Annotated in this window: 13 protein-coding genes; 2 read left to right on the forward strand and 11 right to left on the reverse strand. The window is 70.7% G+C overall.

Annotated features, from left to right (window positions below):
- Positions 1–45 precede the first annotated feature (45 nt).
- Positions 46–570 carry an orotate phosphoribosyltransferase gene (gene pyrE, locus GUI43_RS18645; protein WP_112699373.1) on the forward strand — a complete coding sequence of 175 codons (525 nt, stop codon included), beginning with the start codon at positions 46–48 and terminating at the stop codon, positions 568–570.
- 174 nt (positions 571–744) lie between these two features.
- Here the strand turns inward: pyrE and GUI43_RS33915 are convergent, their stop codons facing one another.
- The gene (locus GUI43_RS33915; protein ID WP_170158753.1) at positions 745–981 is read right to left on the reverse strand and encodes a hypothetical protein; all 237 of its coding nucleotides are present in this window, start codon (positions 979–981) and stop codon (positions 745–747) included.
- A gap of 194 nt (positions 982–1,175) precedes the next feature.
- Positions 1,176–4,247, reverse strand: a complete 3,072-nt coding sequence (locus GUI43_RS34945; protein WP_112699375.1) for a S8 family serine peptidase — start codon at positions 4,245–4,247, stop codon at positions 1,176–1,178.
- A gap of 267 nt (positions 4,248–4,514) precedes the next feature.
- Here GUI43_RS34945 and GUI43_RS18660 point away from each other — a divergent pair, with 267 nt between their 5' ends.
- Positions 4,515–5,474: a DUF4034 domain-containing protein gene (locus GUI43_RS18660; RefSeq protein ID WP_112590025.1), complete on the forward strand. Its 960-nt coding sequence runs from the start codon at positions 4,515–4,517 to the stop codon at positions 5,472–5,474.
- Positions 5,475–5,677: 203 nt separating this feature from the next.
- Here the strand turns inward: GUI43_RS18660 and GUI43_RS18665 are convergent, their stop codons facing one another.
- The 9 genes from GUI43_RS18665 to GUI43_RS18705 all read right to left on the reverse strand — a co-directional run bounded on the left by GUI43_RS18665 (position 5,678) and on the right by GUI43_RS18705 (position 14,006).
- Positions 5,678–6,856: a purine-cytosine permease family protein gene (locus tag GUI43_RS18665; RefSeq protein ID WP_112699376.1), complete on the reverse strand. Its 1,179-nt coding sequence runs from the start codon at positions 6,854–6,856 to the stop codon at positions 5,678–5,680.
- Positions 6,849–7,652 carry a sugar phosphate isomerase/epimerase family protein gene (locus GUI43_RS18670; protein WP_112699377.1) on the reverse strand — a complete coding sequence of 268 codons (804 nt, stop codon included), beginning with the start codon at positions 7,650–7,652 and terminating at the stop codon, positions 6,849–6,851. Before GUI43_RS18670 ends, GUI43_RS18665 begins: the two co-directional genes overlap by 8 nt.
- A complete protein-coding gene (locus tag GUI43_RS18675; RefSeq protein WP_112699378.1) occupies positions 7,649–8,800 on the reverse strand; it encodes a dihydrodipicolinate synthase family protein in 1,152 nt (383 codons plus the stop codon). The genes GUI43_RS18670 and GUI43_RS18675 overlap by 4 nt, the downstream gene beginning before the upstream one ends.
- Complete coding sequence (locus GUI43_RS18680) at positions 8,797–9,948, reverse strand: Gfo/Idh/MocA family protein (protein WP_112699379.1); 1,152 nt, start codon at positions 9,946–9,948, stop codon at positions 8,797–8,799. Before GUI43_RS18680 ends, GUI43_RS18675 begins: the two co-directional genes overlap by 4 nt.
- 38 nt (positions 9,949–9,986) lie before the next feature.
- Complete coding sequence (locus tag GUI43_RS18685) at positions 9,987–10,742, reverse strand: ABC transporter ATP-binding protein (RefSeq protein WP_373861114.1); 756 nt, start codon at positions 10,740–10,742, stop codon at positions 9,987–9,989.
- Positions 10,743–10,785: 43 nt separating this feature from the next.
- Positions 10,786–11,790, reverse strand: a complete 1,005-nt coding sequence (locus GUI43_RS18690; RefSeq protein WP_112699405.1) for an ABC transporter substrate-binding protein — start codon at positions 11,788–11,790, stop codon at positions 10,786–10,788.
- Positions 11,791–11,813: 23 nt separating this feature from the next.
- Complete coding sequence (locus GUI43_RS18695; protein ID WP_211326723.1) at positions 11,814–12,785, reverse strand: ABC transporter permease; 972 nt, start codon at positions 12,783–12,785, stop codon at positions 11,814–11,816.
- A 167-nt stretch (positions 12,786–12,952) separates the two neighbouring features.
- Positions 12,953–13,669 (reverse strand): cupin domain-containing protein, encoded by a 717-nt coding sequence (locus GUI43_RS18700; RefSeq protein WP_112602450.1) that lies wholly within the window; start codon positions 13,667–13,669, stop codon positions 12,953–12,955.
- The gene (locus tag GUI43_RS18705; protein ID WP_112602449.1) at positions 13,662–14,006 is read right to left on the reverse strand and encodes a cupin domain-containing protein; all 345 of its coding nucleotides are present in this window, start codon (positions 14,004–14,006) and stop codon (positions 13,662–13,664) included. Before GUI43_RS18705 ends, GUI43_RS18700 begins: the two co-directional genes overlap by 8 nt.
- Positions 14,007–14,076: the final 70 nt, after the last annotated feature.

Genomic DNA, 14,076 nt, shown 5'->3' on the forward strand with positions numbered 1-14,076 from the left:
TACGGGCACGATTGCTTGATCCAGGCGAGATGCCAGGCTGAGTAGATGACCTACCCGCTCGCGCGCCGCGTCTACGACACCTGCCATCTCACCGGACGTTTCCGTCTACGGTCAGGGCAGATCAGCGAGGAATACTTCGACAAGTACCTGTTCGAAGGGCAGCCGGATCTGTTGCGCGAGGTCGCCGAAGCGATGGTGGCCAAGCTGCCGGAGTGCGATGTGCTGGCGGGGATGGAGATGGGCGGTATCCCTCTCGCCACTGTGATGTCACAGCTGACGGGGCTGCCCACAGTCTTCGTGCGGAAGCACGCCAAGGAGTACGGCACCAACAAGGCTGCCGAGGGCGGTCCGGTGAACGGGCGGCGTGTCGTGCTGATCGAGGACGTCGTCACCACGGGAGGCGCACTACTGGCATCGTGCGCGCAGCTACGGTCCATCGGCGCGCAGGTGGAGACAGTGGTCTGCGCCATCGACCGAGAGCAGGGCGGTCGTGAGAATCTCGCGGCCGAGGCACTACAGCTTCGCGCCGCCCTCACCCGCAGCGACCTCGAAGCTTCCTTGATCACTTGACAGCTTCGGCGCCGCTCGACCAGCGGCATGAGAGCTGTTCTCGTGAAGTCGTCGCTATGAGAAGGTCGGTTGATGTTACGTGGACGACTACTGACCGAGAGCCTGCGCGTTGGCGTCGACGTGCGCGTACCTTCGCTACGCGTCGTCCGAGTCGGCAGGCACGACGTATCAATTTCAACGTCGGCTGACCAGCCGAGTGTCTGGACTTTTCTGGACTTCGAGGCGCCCGACGAGGTAGCAGCGGCGCTGGCTGAATCCTTGGTCAGCGATCAAGGTTGGTACGCGGACTTCGAGGTAGGGGATGATCACGTCGTCGTTTTCCCCGGTCGGGTCTTCCGCTATACCAAAGGTGATCGCGCGGGAAGAGACGCCGCCGTGGAGTACGGCCGGACGGTCGGCGTACCCGGTCATCAACTCGACTGGGGCGAATAGGAGCGTTACTCAAGTCGGGTCAGAAGGTATCAGGCTGGGCGACGAGAGCGGGCACGGCGATAAAGCCTGCGTCGTCCGCGGCCGTGCCGGCCGTTGGCGTACGTCACCGCCTGGTCGGTGGTGCCGGGCGTGGGGCGGTGCACGTCGGCGCCGCCCCACGCTCGGTTGAACGGTTACTGCCAGGAACTCTGTTGGGTGTAGACGAGGTTGCCGGGGACCACAGTGCCGTTGGTGCTGTACTCGGTGTACGCCCAGAAGTCACCCTCGGCCAGCGGCTTGTTCGGCTTCAGCGTGAAGTTGAAGCCCTGACCGCGCTCCGAGGTGGAGGGCAGCGTGAGGGTGGCACCGGAATACGTGGCGTTACGGCCGATGATGGCGTGGCCCAGCTCGAAGTCGACGACGGGACCACCGGGGTACTGTGCGAACACGTACGCGGTGTAGCGCCCCGGCTCGGGCAGGAACTTGTACGCCTGCTCGGCACTGGTCCAGAACCTGTCACTGCTGTAGATGAGCTTGTCGCCCTTGTACAGGTAGAGATCAAGGTTCGTGTTCGGGTCGGCGGTGTTGGCCTCGACGACGATGCCGGCGGTGTTCGCCGGCACCGTGAAGTCGACCTTCTTCACTCCGGTGGCGCTCGGGTCGAACACGCCCCCGTAGACGCCGGCCGGCATCGAGTACGACGTGCGCCGCATCGGGGTGTAGCCGGTGCTGCGACCGACGAGCGGGCCGGTGAAGCCCGGCTGGACCATGCCGAAGGCGCCGTTGGCCATCCGGGCGAACTCCTCGCCGTCGTCCGCGTACGGCCGGGCCGAGATGCCCCACGGACGGGCGGCGACCGGGATCCGGGCGCTGTGGGCCTTACCCTGCCAGGTGATTGACCCGGTCACGTACCGGTCCCAGGGCGCGCTGCCCCGACGCAGCGTGATGGTGACAGTCGCCGACTTGCCGGGCGCCAGGGTCACCGACGCCGGCGACACGGTGGCCTTCATGCCGGGCAGACCGGACACCGACGAACGGTAGGTCTCCCGCGCCTTGCCCACATTGGTCAGGGTGCGGGTGAGGGTCACCGGGCGGGTCCCGTCGTACTCGCGCAACGAGATGGCCGGCAGGTTGAGTTCCTTGCCGTCGGGCGCGGCCGTCTCGCTGAACTTGGTCAGCTCCGCCGCCGTGGGCTCGATGACCAGTCCCGGGTCGGTGGCCCGGGGCAGATTGATGAAGCCGCTGCCCTGGTCCAGGGGGTTGCTGGTGCCAACGGTGTCGGTGGCGGTGGTCCGCAACGCCGAGGCGACTCTGCCCGGCGACCAGTCCGGATGCGTGGCGCGCAGGACTGCTGCCGCGCCGGCAACGTACGGCGAGGCCATCGAGGTGCCGGAGTATGCGTCGTACTGTCGCCCGAAGTTGCCCGCCGGTGAGACCGCGGCGATGATGTCCGACCCCGGGGCGACCAGGTCCGGCTTGAAGACGCCGTAGGTCACCTTGTCCGGGCCGGTGGAGGAGAAGTCCGCCACGCTCGGTATGCCCGGGACGCTGGAGCCGTCACCGCCGGTGCGCAACGACACGGTCGCGTCGGTGGGGTGGCGCATCAGGTAGTTGAACAGCGTGCCGGCCTGCTTCTCGGTCGGCAGGTAGACCACCGGGAAGTTGAAGATGGAGTTGATCCGGTAGTTGCCGACCGGGTCGAACACCACCATCGCCGCCCCGCCCTTGGCCTTGATCTCGGCGGCGGAGCCGAACATGTCGGACAGCGCGCAGGCGACCACCTTGCCCTTGATCTTGGCAGGGTCGAGGCTGCCGGGTTCGCAGTAGACCGCGCCCAGATCCGGGGAGCCGGCCTGTTCACCGAAGACCAGCGGCCGTGCGTCACCGCCGGGCAGGGCGTCCAGCGAGCCGCCGACCAGCTTCGTGCCGTCGCCCAACTTCGCGGTGGCCTCGTCGAGCTTGGTCACCGCCGCGCCGACAGTGGTCACCCAGGGTGCCGCGTTGCTGATGGCCCCGCTCACGATGCCGGTGTTTCCCGCCGAGGCCGCCACGAAGATCCCGGCCAGGGTGGCGTTGAGGAAGGCGATGCCGATGGGGGTGTTGGCCTCCCAGTCGCCGAGCTGCGAGCCGATCGAGAAGTTCAGCACCTGCACGCCGTCGGCGACGGCCGCGTCGATGCCGGCGATGATGTCGGCGTCGTAGCCCATGCCGCCCCAGAGCACCTTGTAGACGGCGATCTGGGCGTCCGGTGCCACCCCGGAGACGGGACCGAAGCGGCGACCGTCGATCGTGACGTTCGAGATCGGCAGGCCGGCCGCCGTGGAGGCGGTGTGGGTGCCGTGCCCGGCCGCGTCGCGGGGGGACAGGAACTCGCCCTCGGGCACCGAACCACCGCCGGCGAGCCACGAGTCGGCGAAGTAGCGGGCACCGACGATTTTGCCGTTGCAGTGCTCGGCCACGAAGGCGACGCCGGTCTGGCAAGTGCCGTGCCAGGTCGCGGGGGCGGGCATCTTCTTGGCGAACGACGCGCTCTCCGGCCAGATGCCGGTGTCCAGGACGCCGATCACCATGCCCGCGCCCGTGCCGGGGCCGGGCTTGGCCGGCCGGCCGGAGCGGTCCGTCGGCGCCGACTGGTCCGCGCCACCGGGGGTGGCGGGCGTCGGGTTGGCCTCGGTCGGCGTGGTCGCGGCGGGCGGCGCCGAGGGGGTGCCGAGGGCCCGCGAGGCGGTCACGGCGCGGACGCGCTTGTCCGCCCGCAACGTGCTCACCTGCTGGGCGGTCAACTTCGCCGAGAACCCGTTGAAGGCGGCGGTGTAGACGGCGTTGACAGTGACCCCGGCCGCGGCGGCGACGGCCCCCCGCTGCGTGTCGAGGTGCCGGCGGTACGCCTGCGACGGCGTCGACGTCACGTCCAGCCGGTTACCCGCCGCCGGGCGGGTCCGCGCCAGACCGGACACCCCACCGGTGTACGTGGTCAACGGGTCCTCGGCCAACTCGACGACGTACATGCCGGAGCCGGTCTCGTCGACGGCTGCCTTCGGGGTGGCCGCACGGTTGCCGCCGGGTCGGCGGTCGGCCCCGTCGGTCAGGGTGACCTTCCGGTCGGACCCGGCGGTGAAGTAGCCGGTGCCACTGCCGTTGCCCGACGACCCGGCGGGTGCCGCCGACGCCGTTCCCGCTACACCGGTGGTACCGGTGATCAGGGCGACGACCAGCGTAGGTATCGCCAGTCTTCGCAGCCTGTTTCCGCTCGTGCCTGTAGCCACGAGGCTCCTTTCGGTTGCTCCCTTGTGGAGCGTTTCTCATTGATCGCGACCCGCACTGGGAGCGCTCCCCCACCCAAGTCCACGACGGTTAATCGAAGATTTGCGCGGTGTTACGGATCACTGGTGCGTATAAGATCACAACGCCTCGGCGATGCGGCCCAGCCCCACGAGTCGGCTCCGCCACCGCTGAGCGCATCGGTCAGCCGCAGGCCGCGTGATCATCTAGTATCAGCGGCCACCTGGCGTACGACATGGGGGTTCGGTGGCATGTGGTCATTCATCAAGCGGTCAAAGGCCCCGGTACTGGACCCGACCTATGGTGACCCGCACCGGAAGGCCCTGATCCGGGCGTTGGAGAAGCGCAGGTGGAAGTTCGCCCGGGAACTGCTCACCATGGCCGCCGATCCGGACGAGATGGCCTTCCTCATGGAGGCGGTCGGCGGGGTCGACGGGATCCAGGACTGGATCGGCGACTGGATCGACGCCGAGCCCGAGTCGACGCTGCCCGTGCTGGTCGCCGGTTGTCACGCGGTGCACTGGGCGTGGGAGGCACGTGGCGGCAAGCGGGCCAAGTACACCGCCGCTGCCCAGTTCAAGGCGTTCCACGAGCGGTTGCAGTACGCCGAAGCGTTGTTGGAGAAGGTGCTCGCCCAGGAACCCGACAACGTCACCGCACGAGCCTGGCTGGTCACCAGCGCCCGGGGCCTGGGCATCGGAGCGGCGGAGGCTCAACAGCGCTTCGAGGCGGTGACGCGACTCCACCCGGGGCACGTGGTCGCGCACGAGCAGCGGTTGCAGTATCTGTGTAAGAAGTGGTCCGGCAGCCACGAGGAGATGTTCGACTTCGCACGGAGCGCCGCCGCGGCGGCCGGGCCCAACAGCCTCCTGCACGAACTGGTGGCCGTTGCCCACTTCGAGAGGTGGGAGGCCACCGACGTAGAAGAGGGCAACGCGTACTTCAACTCGGACGAGGTCCGCGCCGAGCTTCTCACCGCCGCCGAAAACTCGATCTTCCACCCGGATTACATTCCCGCCGGTCCCGGCTGGGCGCCACGGCTGGCGATCTTCGCGCTGACCTTCGAACTGGCCGAGGAGTTCGACGCGGCCGCGCACGTGTTCGCGTTGCTCGACGGGATGGTCACCGAGTGGCCGTGGTCGGTCCTCGGCGACCCGGTCGAGAAGTTCACCGTCTCCCGGGACTGGGTGGCCACCAACCGGAGCGCCTAGACGAGTAAGCCTCACTCTGGGGCTTACGGCTGTCCTGATCGCCTACGACCTCCAGCATGCGCGTTGGCTGGCCCCGGCATGTCGATGTGCTGTTGAGCCCCATACCTCAGAGTCATATTCATACCTCTGAGGTATACCGCTCAATACCGCATCCGCCCCGACGGACGCGACCGACGGTCATCGCCGCCCGCGCGTCAGCCAGGTCAGGACTTACTCGTCCAGGTCGCGTCGCCGAGGCGCCGCCAGAGCACAGTGCACGCCGCGGCCAGGGCCAGCCCGAGCAGCGGGGCGACACCCACTCCGGCGAGCGTGCAGGCCACCGCGAGCAGCGCCGGCGGCATCCAGCACCAGGCGGGCACGGTACGCGGGACACGACCGCGCCGACGGGCCGCCGCTTCCACGGCCATCGGCACCACCAGCACCGGCAACGCGGCGGCCAGCAGGGTCAGCCAGGGCAGCACCAGCCGGTCGAACCGCGCCACCGCCAGCATCCCGCCGAGCACCGCGACGAGCAGCATCGCCGCCCGCGCCGGCAGGCGGGGAGCCAGGCCACGCAGCGCCAGGGAACCGGAGTACGTGGTGGTCAGCGCCGCCGCGAACACCGCCACCGCGACGAACAGATTCGCGTACGCGGCCAGCCCCGAGCCGGCGGCGAGCAGCGCGACGACGTCGGCCGAGCCGGTCCGCAACCACAGGCCGGCCCCGGCGAGCACCCCGAGCAGTGCCGGCCCGATCAGCAGCCCCACGCACCAGGCCAGGTCCCGCCTTCGGGAAAGGCCCACGCTGAAGTCCGGTGCGCGCAGCGCGAACACGGCCGCGTACCCGATCAGCGCGGCGGCGTCGGCGAGCCCGCCGCCGGCGAGGCGGACCGGCGCACCGGGTGGTGGAAGCGCCGTCAGGCACCAGCCGACCAGCACCACCGCGCTGAGCGTGGTGACCACCGCGACCCGGTTGCCGAGCCGGGCCGGCGCCCAGGACACGGCGAGGACCGCCACCTCCAGCAGCACCGGCCCGGCCCAGCCCGGCAGGTGGGTCAGCGCGGCCAGCGAGGCGCCGCCGAGCCCGACGTTGAACCCGTTCCAACCGACCATCGACACGGCCAGCACCGCCGCCAGCAGCAGCCGCGAGGTGTCCCCCAGGTACGCGGGCAGCACCGCGGTCAACGTCCCGCCGTCGCCGAGCGGTCGGCGCAGCCCGATCCGGCCCTGCCCCCAGAGCAGGGCCGCCATCAGCACCCCGCCGACCAGCAGCCCGGCCACCGGCACCGCGCCGCCGTGTCGGGCGGCCATCGCCGCGCCGAGCACCAGCGTGGCGGGTGCGGTGCCGATCCCCAACCAGGCGCCGACCGCCGCCGGCCACCGCCGTTCGGGGACGTCAGGCAACGTGGCGCAGGTAGCCGGCGATCGCCGCGTCGAGCACCTCCGCGCCCGGACGCGCCCACACCTCGGCGGAGAAGACCTCCACCTCGATCGGCCCGACGTAGCCGGCCGCGTCCACCGCCTCGCGCAGCCGACGCAGCTCGATGCAGCCGTCACCGGGCAACGCCCGGCCGAGCAGCACCCCCTCCGGCAGCGGGGTCACCCAGTCGCAGACCTGGAACGCGGCGATCCGGGCGGCGGCCCGCGCGATCTGCGCGTACACCGTGTCGTCCCACCAGACGTGGTAGGCGTCCACGACCACGCCGACCACCGCCGGGTCGAACCGCTCGGCGATGTCCAGCGCCTGGCCGAGGGTGGCGATCACGCACCGGTCGGCGGCGAACATCGGGTGCAGCGGCTCGATGGCCAGCCGTACCCCGGCGGCCTCGGCGTGCGGGGCCAGCTCGCCGATGGCGTCGGCGACCCGACGTCGCGCGCCGTCGACGTCCCGGCTGCCGGCCGGCAGCCCACCGGAGACCAGCACCAGCTCCGGGGCGCCGAGGGCGGCGGCCTCCTCGATGGCCCGCAGGTTCTCGGCGCGCCAGCCGTCGGCGGAGAAGAACCCGCCCCGGCACAGCGACGTGACGGCGAGGCCGGCGTCGCGAACCAGTTTCGCCGAGCGGGCCAACCCGTACTCGGCCACCGGCTCCCGCCACAGGCCGATGCCCGGCACACCGGCCGCCACGCAACCGGCCACCACCTCGGGCAGCGGCCAGCGCTGGGCGGTCGCCTGGTTGAACGAGAACCGCGCGAGGCTCACTGCTCCACCCCCGCGACGGTGAAGAAGGCCCGGGCGCGGGCTGCGGCCAGGTCGGCGTCGGGCAGCAGCCCGGCCGCATCGGCCAGGGTGAGCAGCGTGGCCAGGTGCGCCGGAGACCGGCCGGACTGCGCGCCGGCGACCATCGTGAAATGGTCCTGGTGCCCGGCCAACCAGGCCAGGAACACGATCCCCGTCTTGTAGTGCCAGGTCGGCACCGCGAACAGGTGCCGGGCCAGCGGCACTGTGGGCCCGAAGATCTCGTCGTACGCCGTCAGGTCCCCCCGGTCCAGGGCGGCCAGCGCGGCGGCGGCGGCCGGCGCGATGGCCGCGAACACCCCGAGCAGCGCGTCGGAGTGACCCACCTCGTCACCGCGGATCAGCTCTGGGTAGTGGAAGTCGTCACCGGTGTAGAGGCGTACCCCGGCCGGCAGGCGGCGACGCAACGCGACCTCCCGGTCGGCGTCCAACAGCGACACCTTGATGCCGTCCACTTTGGACAGGTGCGCCTTGATCAGCTCGATCACCGTGTCGGCGGCCAGGTCCAGGTCCACAGCACCCCAGTAGCCGGTCAACGCCGGGTCGAACATCGGACCCAACCAGTGCAGCACCACCGGTTCGTCGGCGGCGCTCAGCAGCTCGTCGTACACCCGCAGGTAGTCCTCAGGGCCGCGCGCGGCGGCGGCCAGGTGCCGGCTGCACATCAGCACCGGCCGGGCACCGGCGGCGCGGACGTCGTCGAGCTGCTCGGCGTACGCGGCGGTGACCGCCGCCAGGGTGGCCGGGCCGACCGGCAGCTGGTCGGTGCCGACCCCGGCGACGATCCGCCCGTCGACCGCGCGGGCCTCGGCGGCGCTGCGCCGGATCAGCTCACGGGTGGCCGGATAGTCGAGCCCCATCCCCCGCTGGGCGGTGTCCATCGCCTCGGCGACCCCCAGCCCGTACGACCAGAGATGCCGCCGGAAGGCGAGGGTGGTATCCCAGTCCACTGCGGCCGGGGCACCCGGCACGTTCTCCGCGCCCGGGTCGGCGACCACGTGCGCGGCGGCGTACGCGATCCGGCTGGTCGCCGGCGCGTCCGGTCGGGCGAAGCCGCCACCCCCGGTGAGCCGATGCCGTCGCCCGCCCGGCAGCACCACCTCGGCGGTCATGAGCGCAGCTCCGGCACCTCGATGCGACCGCCCTCGCGGGCCGAGCGCAGCCCCAGTTCGGCGAGCTGCACGCCGCGCGCGCCGGCCAGGAAGTCCCACCGGAACGGCTCACCGGCCACCACGTGCCGCAGGTACGCCTCCCACTGCACCTTGAAGCCGTTGTCGAACTCCTCGTTGTCGGGCACCTCGGCCCACTGGGCGCGGAAGTCCTCGGTGGCCGGCAGGTCCGGGTTCCACACCGGCTTCGGGGTGACCGCCCGGTGCTGCACCCGGCAGTTGCGCAGACCGGCGATCGCGCTGCCCTCCGTGCCGTCGACCTGGAACTCCACCAGCTCGTCGCGGTACACCCGCACGGCCCAGGAGGAGTTGATCTGCGCGATCACCCCGCTGTCGAGTTCGAAGGTGGCGTACGCGGCGTCGTCGGCGGTGGCGGCATACGGGTGACCGGCCTCGTCGACCCGTTCGGGCACGTGGGTGGCTGTCACACAGGAGACGGCAGTGACCCGGCCGAACAGCTCCTCCAGCACGTAGTGCCAGTGCGGGAACATGTCGACCACGATGCCGCCGCCGTCCTCGGTGCGGTAGTTCCACGACGGCCGCTGAGCGGGCTGCCAGTCGCCCTCGAAGACCCAGTACCCGAACTCGCCGCGCACCGAGAGGATCCGGCCGAAGAAGCCACCGTCGATGAGGCGCTTGAGCTTGCGCAGACCGGGCAGGAAGAGCTTGTCCTGCACGACACCGGTGCGTACGCCGGCCGCGTCCGCCGCCCGGGCCAGGTCGAGGGCCGCCGCGGTGTCCTCGGCCAGCGGCTTCTCCGTGTAGATGTGCTTGCCGGCCTCGATGGCCTGCCGGATCGCCTTCTCCCGTTGCTGGGTGACCTGCGCGTCGAAGTAGATCTCGACGTCGTCGCGGGCCAGCGCCGAGGTCAGGTCGGTGGTCCAGTCGGTCAGCCCGTGCCGCTCGGCGAGCTCCCGGAGCTTCGTCTCGTTACGCCCGACCAGGACCGGTTCCGGCCAGATGGTCGTGCCGTCGGCAAGCGCCACACCACCGGATTCGCGGATGGCCAGCAGCGACCGGACGAGATGCTGCCGGTAGCCCATCCGTCCGGTCACGCCGTTGACGATGATGCCGATCGACCTGCGGGTCATGGTGTTCCTTCCGTCGTGCTGGTCGTGCCGATCCGCGCTCAGTGGTTGGCGGCCGCGCTGCCGAGCAACCCACGCAGGTCGGTGGCGAGCCGGTCGAAGCGGGGATCCGACATCACCTGCGCGTAGTCGCGGTGCGCCGGTAGCTCGACCGAAAAGGTGCGGATGATCCGGCCGGGCCGGGGACTCATCACCACGACCCGGGTGCCGAGGAAGACCGCCTCGGCGATGGAGTGGGTGACCAGCACCACAGTGGTCCCGGTCTCCCGCCAGATCCGGTGCAGTTCGGCGTTCATCTGCTCCCGGGTCAGCGCGTCCAGGGCGCCGAACGGTTCGTCCATGAGCAGCACCGGCGGGGAGTGCAGCAGCGCGCGGCAGAGCGCCACCCGCTGCTGCATGCCGCCGGACAGCTCGTGTGGCAAAGCCTTCTCGAAGCCGGTCAGGCCGGTCATCTCGATCAGCTCGTCGGCGCGGCGGGCCGCCTGCGCCCGGTCCATGCCGCGCATCTCGGCCTGGAGCAGGATGTTGGCTCGGGCACCGCGCCACTCCAGCAACGCGGCCTTCTGAAAGACGAAGCCGATCTCCTTCTGCGGGCCGCGCACCGGGCGCTCCAGCAGCGACACGTCACCGCTGGTCGGCTTGACCAACCCCGCGACGATCTTCAGAAGGGTGGACTTGCCGCAGCCGGACGGGCCGACGATCGTGACGAACTCGCCCGGCTCGATGTCCAGCGACACGTCGTCCAACGCGGTGGTCTGCGACCGTCGGGTGGTGAACCGGACGGTCAGCCCGGACATCCCGATGGCGGTGCCGGTGGCTGCCGGCGCGGCGGTCACCGGGTCACCCCTGCGCCGCGTACGAGGAGTCCCAGTACGCGCTGGGCGCTCCCGGGTTTTTCAGCTCGGCGTAGCGGGACATCAGGTCGATGGTCTCGGTCCACTGGGCCTCGGTGTTCACCCCGGGCGGGCCGTCCGCGCCGATCAGCGGCATGTTGAGCGTGAGCTGCTTGGTGAGCACCTCGGGCGCCGGCTCGTTCTCGGCCAGAGCCGTCATCGCGCTCACCGCACCGGCCGGGTCCCGGGCGGCGTCGGCCCAGGACTTCTGGGTGGCCCGAACGAACTTGCGGACCAGCTCTGGGTCCTTCTGCAGGGTCTGGGTGTTGGCGATCAGGCCGGTGCCGAGCAGGTTCATCCCGTAGTCGGCGAAGAGCAGCACGTCGACCTTCTTGCCGGTCTTGCTCTCGATGGTGGGCGCCTGGTCGTGGAAGAAGCCCATGATGGCGTCGACCTTGCCCTCGGCCAGGGCGGCGATCTTGCCGGCGGCGTCGACGTTGACCACCTTGACGTCGTCCTTCTTGAGGCCGTTCTTCTCCAGCCAGGCCGGGAAGGTCGCGTAGAGGGCGTCGCCGGGGGTGCCGCCGACGGTCTTGCCCTTGAGGTCGGCCGGTGTCTTGATGTTCTCCTCGGTGAAGAACTCCACCGAGGAGGGTCCCTTCTCCAGGTACGCGCCGAGGCTGCGCACCGGCATGCCGCTGGCGACCGACTTCAGCAGCACCGGGCTGTCCGCCCAGCCGAAGTCGGTCTGCTTCTGGGCGACCTGCTTGACGGTGTTGCCCGAGCCGTTGCCGGGCAGGATCTTCAGGTCGATGCCCTCGGCGGAGTAGTAACCCTTCTGCAGGCCGTAGTAGAAGGGCGCGTGCTCGCCGTAGGGCACCCAGTTGAGGGTGAGGGTGACCTGCTTGCTGCCGTCGGCGTTGGTGCTGCCGGCGGGATCGTCCCCACCGCAGCCGGTGGCGGCGAGGAGCAGGGCGGCGGTGGCCAGGATGGTGGTGGCGGTGCGTTTCATCGGTGCCTCCGTGATGGGGTCGGTCAGGAGGTGGTGAGGGACACGCCGGCCCGGCGGCTGGCGTGCCACGGAATGAGCAGTGCCTCGGCGATCTCGACCAGGACGAACAGGACGATGCCGATGGCCGACATCAGGATCAGGTCGGCGAACAGCAGCGCGGAGTCGAGGTTGCCGTTGGCCAGCAACAGGACGTAGCCGAGCCCTTCGCTGGCGCCGACGAACTCACCGACCACGGCACCGACCACGGCGAGGGTGACGGCCACCTTCAGGCCGGCCATCAGGTGCGGCAACGCGTTCGGGAAGCGGATCTTGCGGAAGGTGCGCCACGGCCCGGCGCCCATCGTGGCGGCGAGGTCGAGCAGCTCCGGGTCGGTGGAGCGCAGCCCGGCCACGCCGGAGATGACCACCGGGAAGAACGCGATGAGCACCGCCAGGATGATCTTCGGGGTGAGGCCGAGGCCGAACCAGACCACCAGCAGCGGCGCGATGGCGATCTTCGGAATGACCTGTGCGAACAGGACGATCGGGTAGAGCGCCTTGTCCAGGGTGCGGGAGTATGCGATGGCGACCGCGGTGACCAGACCCAACGCGGCGGCCAGCACGAAGCCGAGCACCGTCTCGTAGAGGGTGACCAGTGTGTGCCGGGCCAGCTCGGACCACTGCGTGGTCATCGTCTCCCACACCTGGCCGGGGGTGGGCACCAGGTAGTTCGGGACGTACTCGCGGGCTGCGACGAACCACCAGGCGGCGAAGAAGACCGCGAGCACCAGCGCCGGACGCCAGAGCGAGTCGGCGAAGGTCAGCGCCCGGCGACCGAGCGTGGGACGTGGTGGACGGCCGCCACCGGGCGGCTGTTTCGCCACAGTGGACGAAGCCGTGCCGTCGAGGCCGTCCGCCGCATCGACACTGCCAGGCCCGGCAGCGGCTGCTCTCGCACCGCTGGCCTGGTCGGCGGCGGCCTGCCGGCCCGCCGTGTCCAAAGAGTTCTCGGTCACGCGGAACCTCCTCGGGGCCCGGTACGGCACCCATGGACCGGGCCGTCGGCGGATCAGGCAAACGCTTTCCTGGAGCGTAGGCGGCACCCTCACGCCGGGCAAGGCCTTTCCTCGATCTGTTTCCGCCGATGCCTCGCAGCAGCCCGGCACCTGTCCCGAAGGGACGGTCAGCCGGCCGCCGGGTAGGTGTCGAGGAGGCCGCACATACCCAACCGGCCCCGCTCGACCGGCTCGTTCACCGCGTACACCCCGGCGTCGCCCAGGTGGCCGGGATCCCCCCACTCCAGGGCGTCGAGCTGCGCGGCGGTGTCGGCGGCGGCGCGGCCCGCGCCGGCCTCCCACCGCTGCCGCCACCGCGTCAGCAGCGGCTGGCGCAGGGCGACCGCGGCGGCGTGGAACGCGGCCAGCGCCGCCGGACCGCCGGACCGCAGGGCCTGGAAGCCGGTCACCGCCAGATCCCGACGGCGGTACGCGGCGTGCACGTCCGCACCCGGCGCTCCCCCGTCGGGCAACGCCGCCGCCGCGTCGTACGCGGCCGGGTCGGCCAGCACCTCGGGTGGGAAGGTCAGCACCGCGTCGCCGGCCTCGGGCAGGCCGCTGTTCTGCATCAGCACCACGATGCTCAGCCCGCCGGTGTTGACCAGGCGGTGCACGGTGCCCGGCTCGAACCAGACCACCACCCCCGGGCGCAGCGGCGTCTCCCGGTAGCCAGCCGTGGTCAGGGTCTGCACCGCGCCCTCGCCGTCGGTCACCACGTACCCCTCGGTGCAGCACAGGTGCACGTGCGGGGTGCCCCCGACCAGGCCGTCCGGGGCCACTGTGTCGTAGACGCGCAGCCGGGACACCCCGACCCCACCGGGCAGCGGTGCCGGCCGATCACGCATCGAAGTACTCGTCGGTGTCGTCGGCGGCCGGCAAAGACACCAGCAGCACGGTGAGATCGCCGATGGCCCGGTGCCGGCAGCCCGGCTTGATCAGGAACGCGGACATCGGCCGGGCCGGGTGACGGACACCGTCCAGCTCGATCTCGCCCTCACCGGCGAGCACGACGTAGTACTCGGTGGCGATCCGGTGGTGGTGGGTCACCGCGTCCTGCACCTGGAGCAGATGCACGCTGGCCTGGCCCTCGCTCTCGGCGATGAAACCCCGGCGGGTGGTCCCACACGAGCAGTGCCGGACGGGAAGGTCGTCAAGTTGAAGTACCGCGAAGCGATCGGACACGGCCGGGCCTCCCTGCGGGAAAGGGCTTTCTCTGCGGTACGGTGACGCTAGCCGGCACGACGAAACGCCG

This window comes from Micromonospora noduli, assembly GCF_003264365.1.
Classification (GTDB): Bacteria; Actinomycetota; Actinomycetes; order Mycobacteriales; family Micromonosporaceae; genus Micromonospora; species Micromonospora noduli.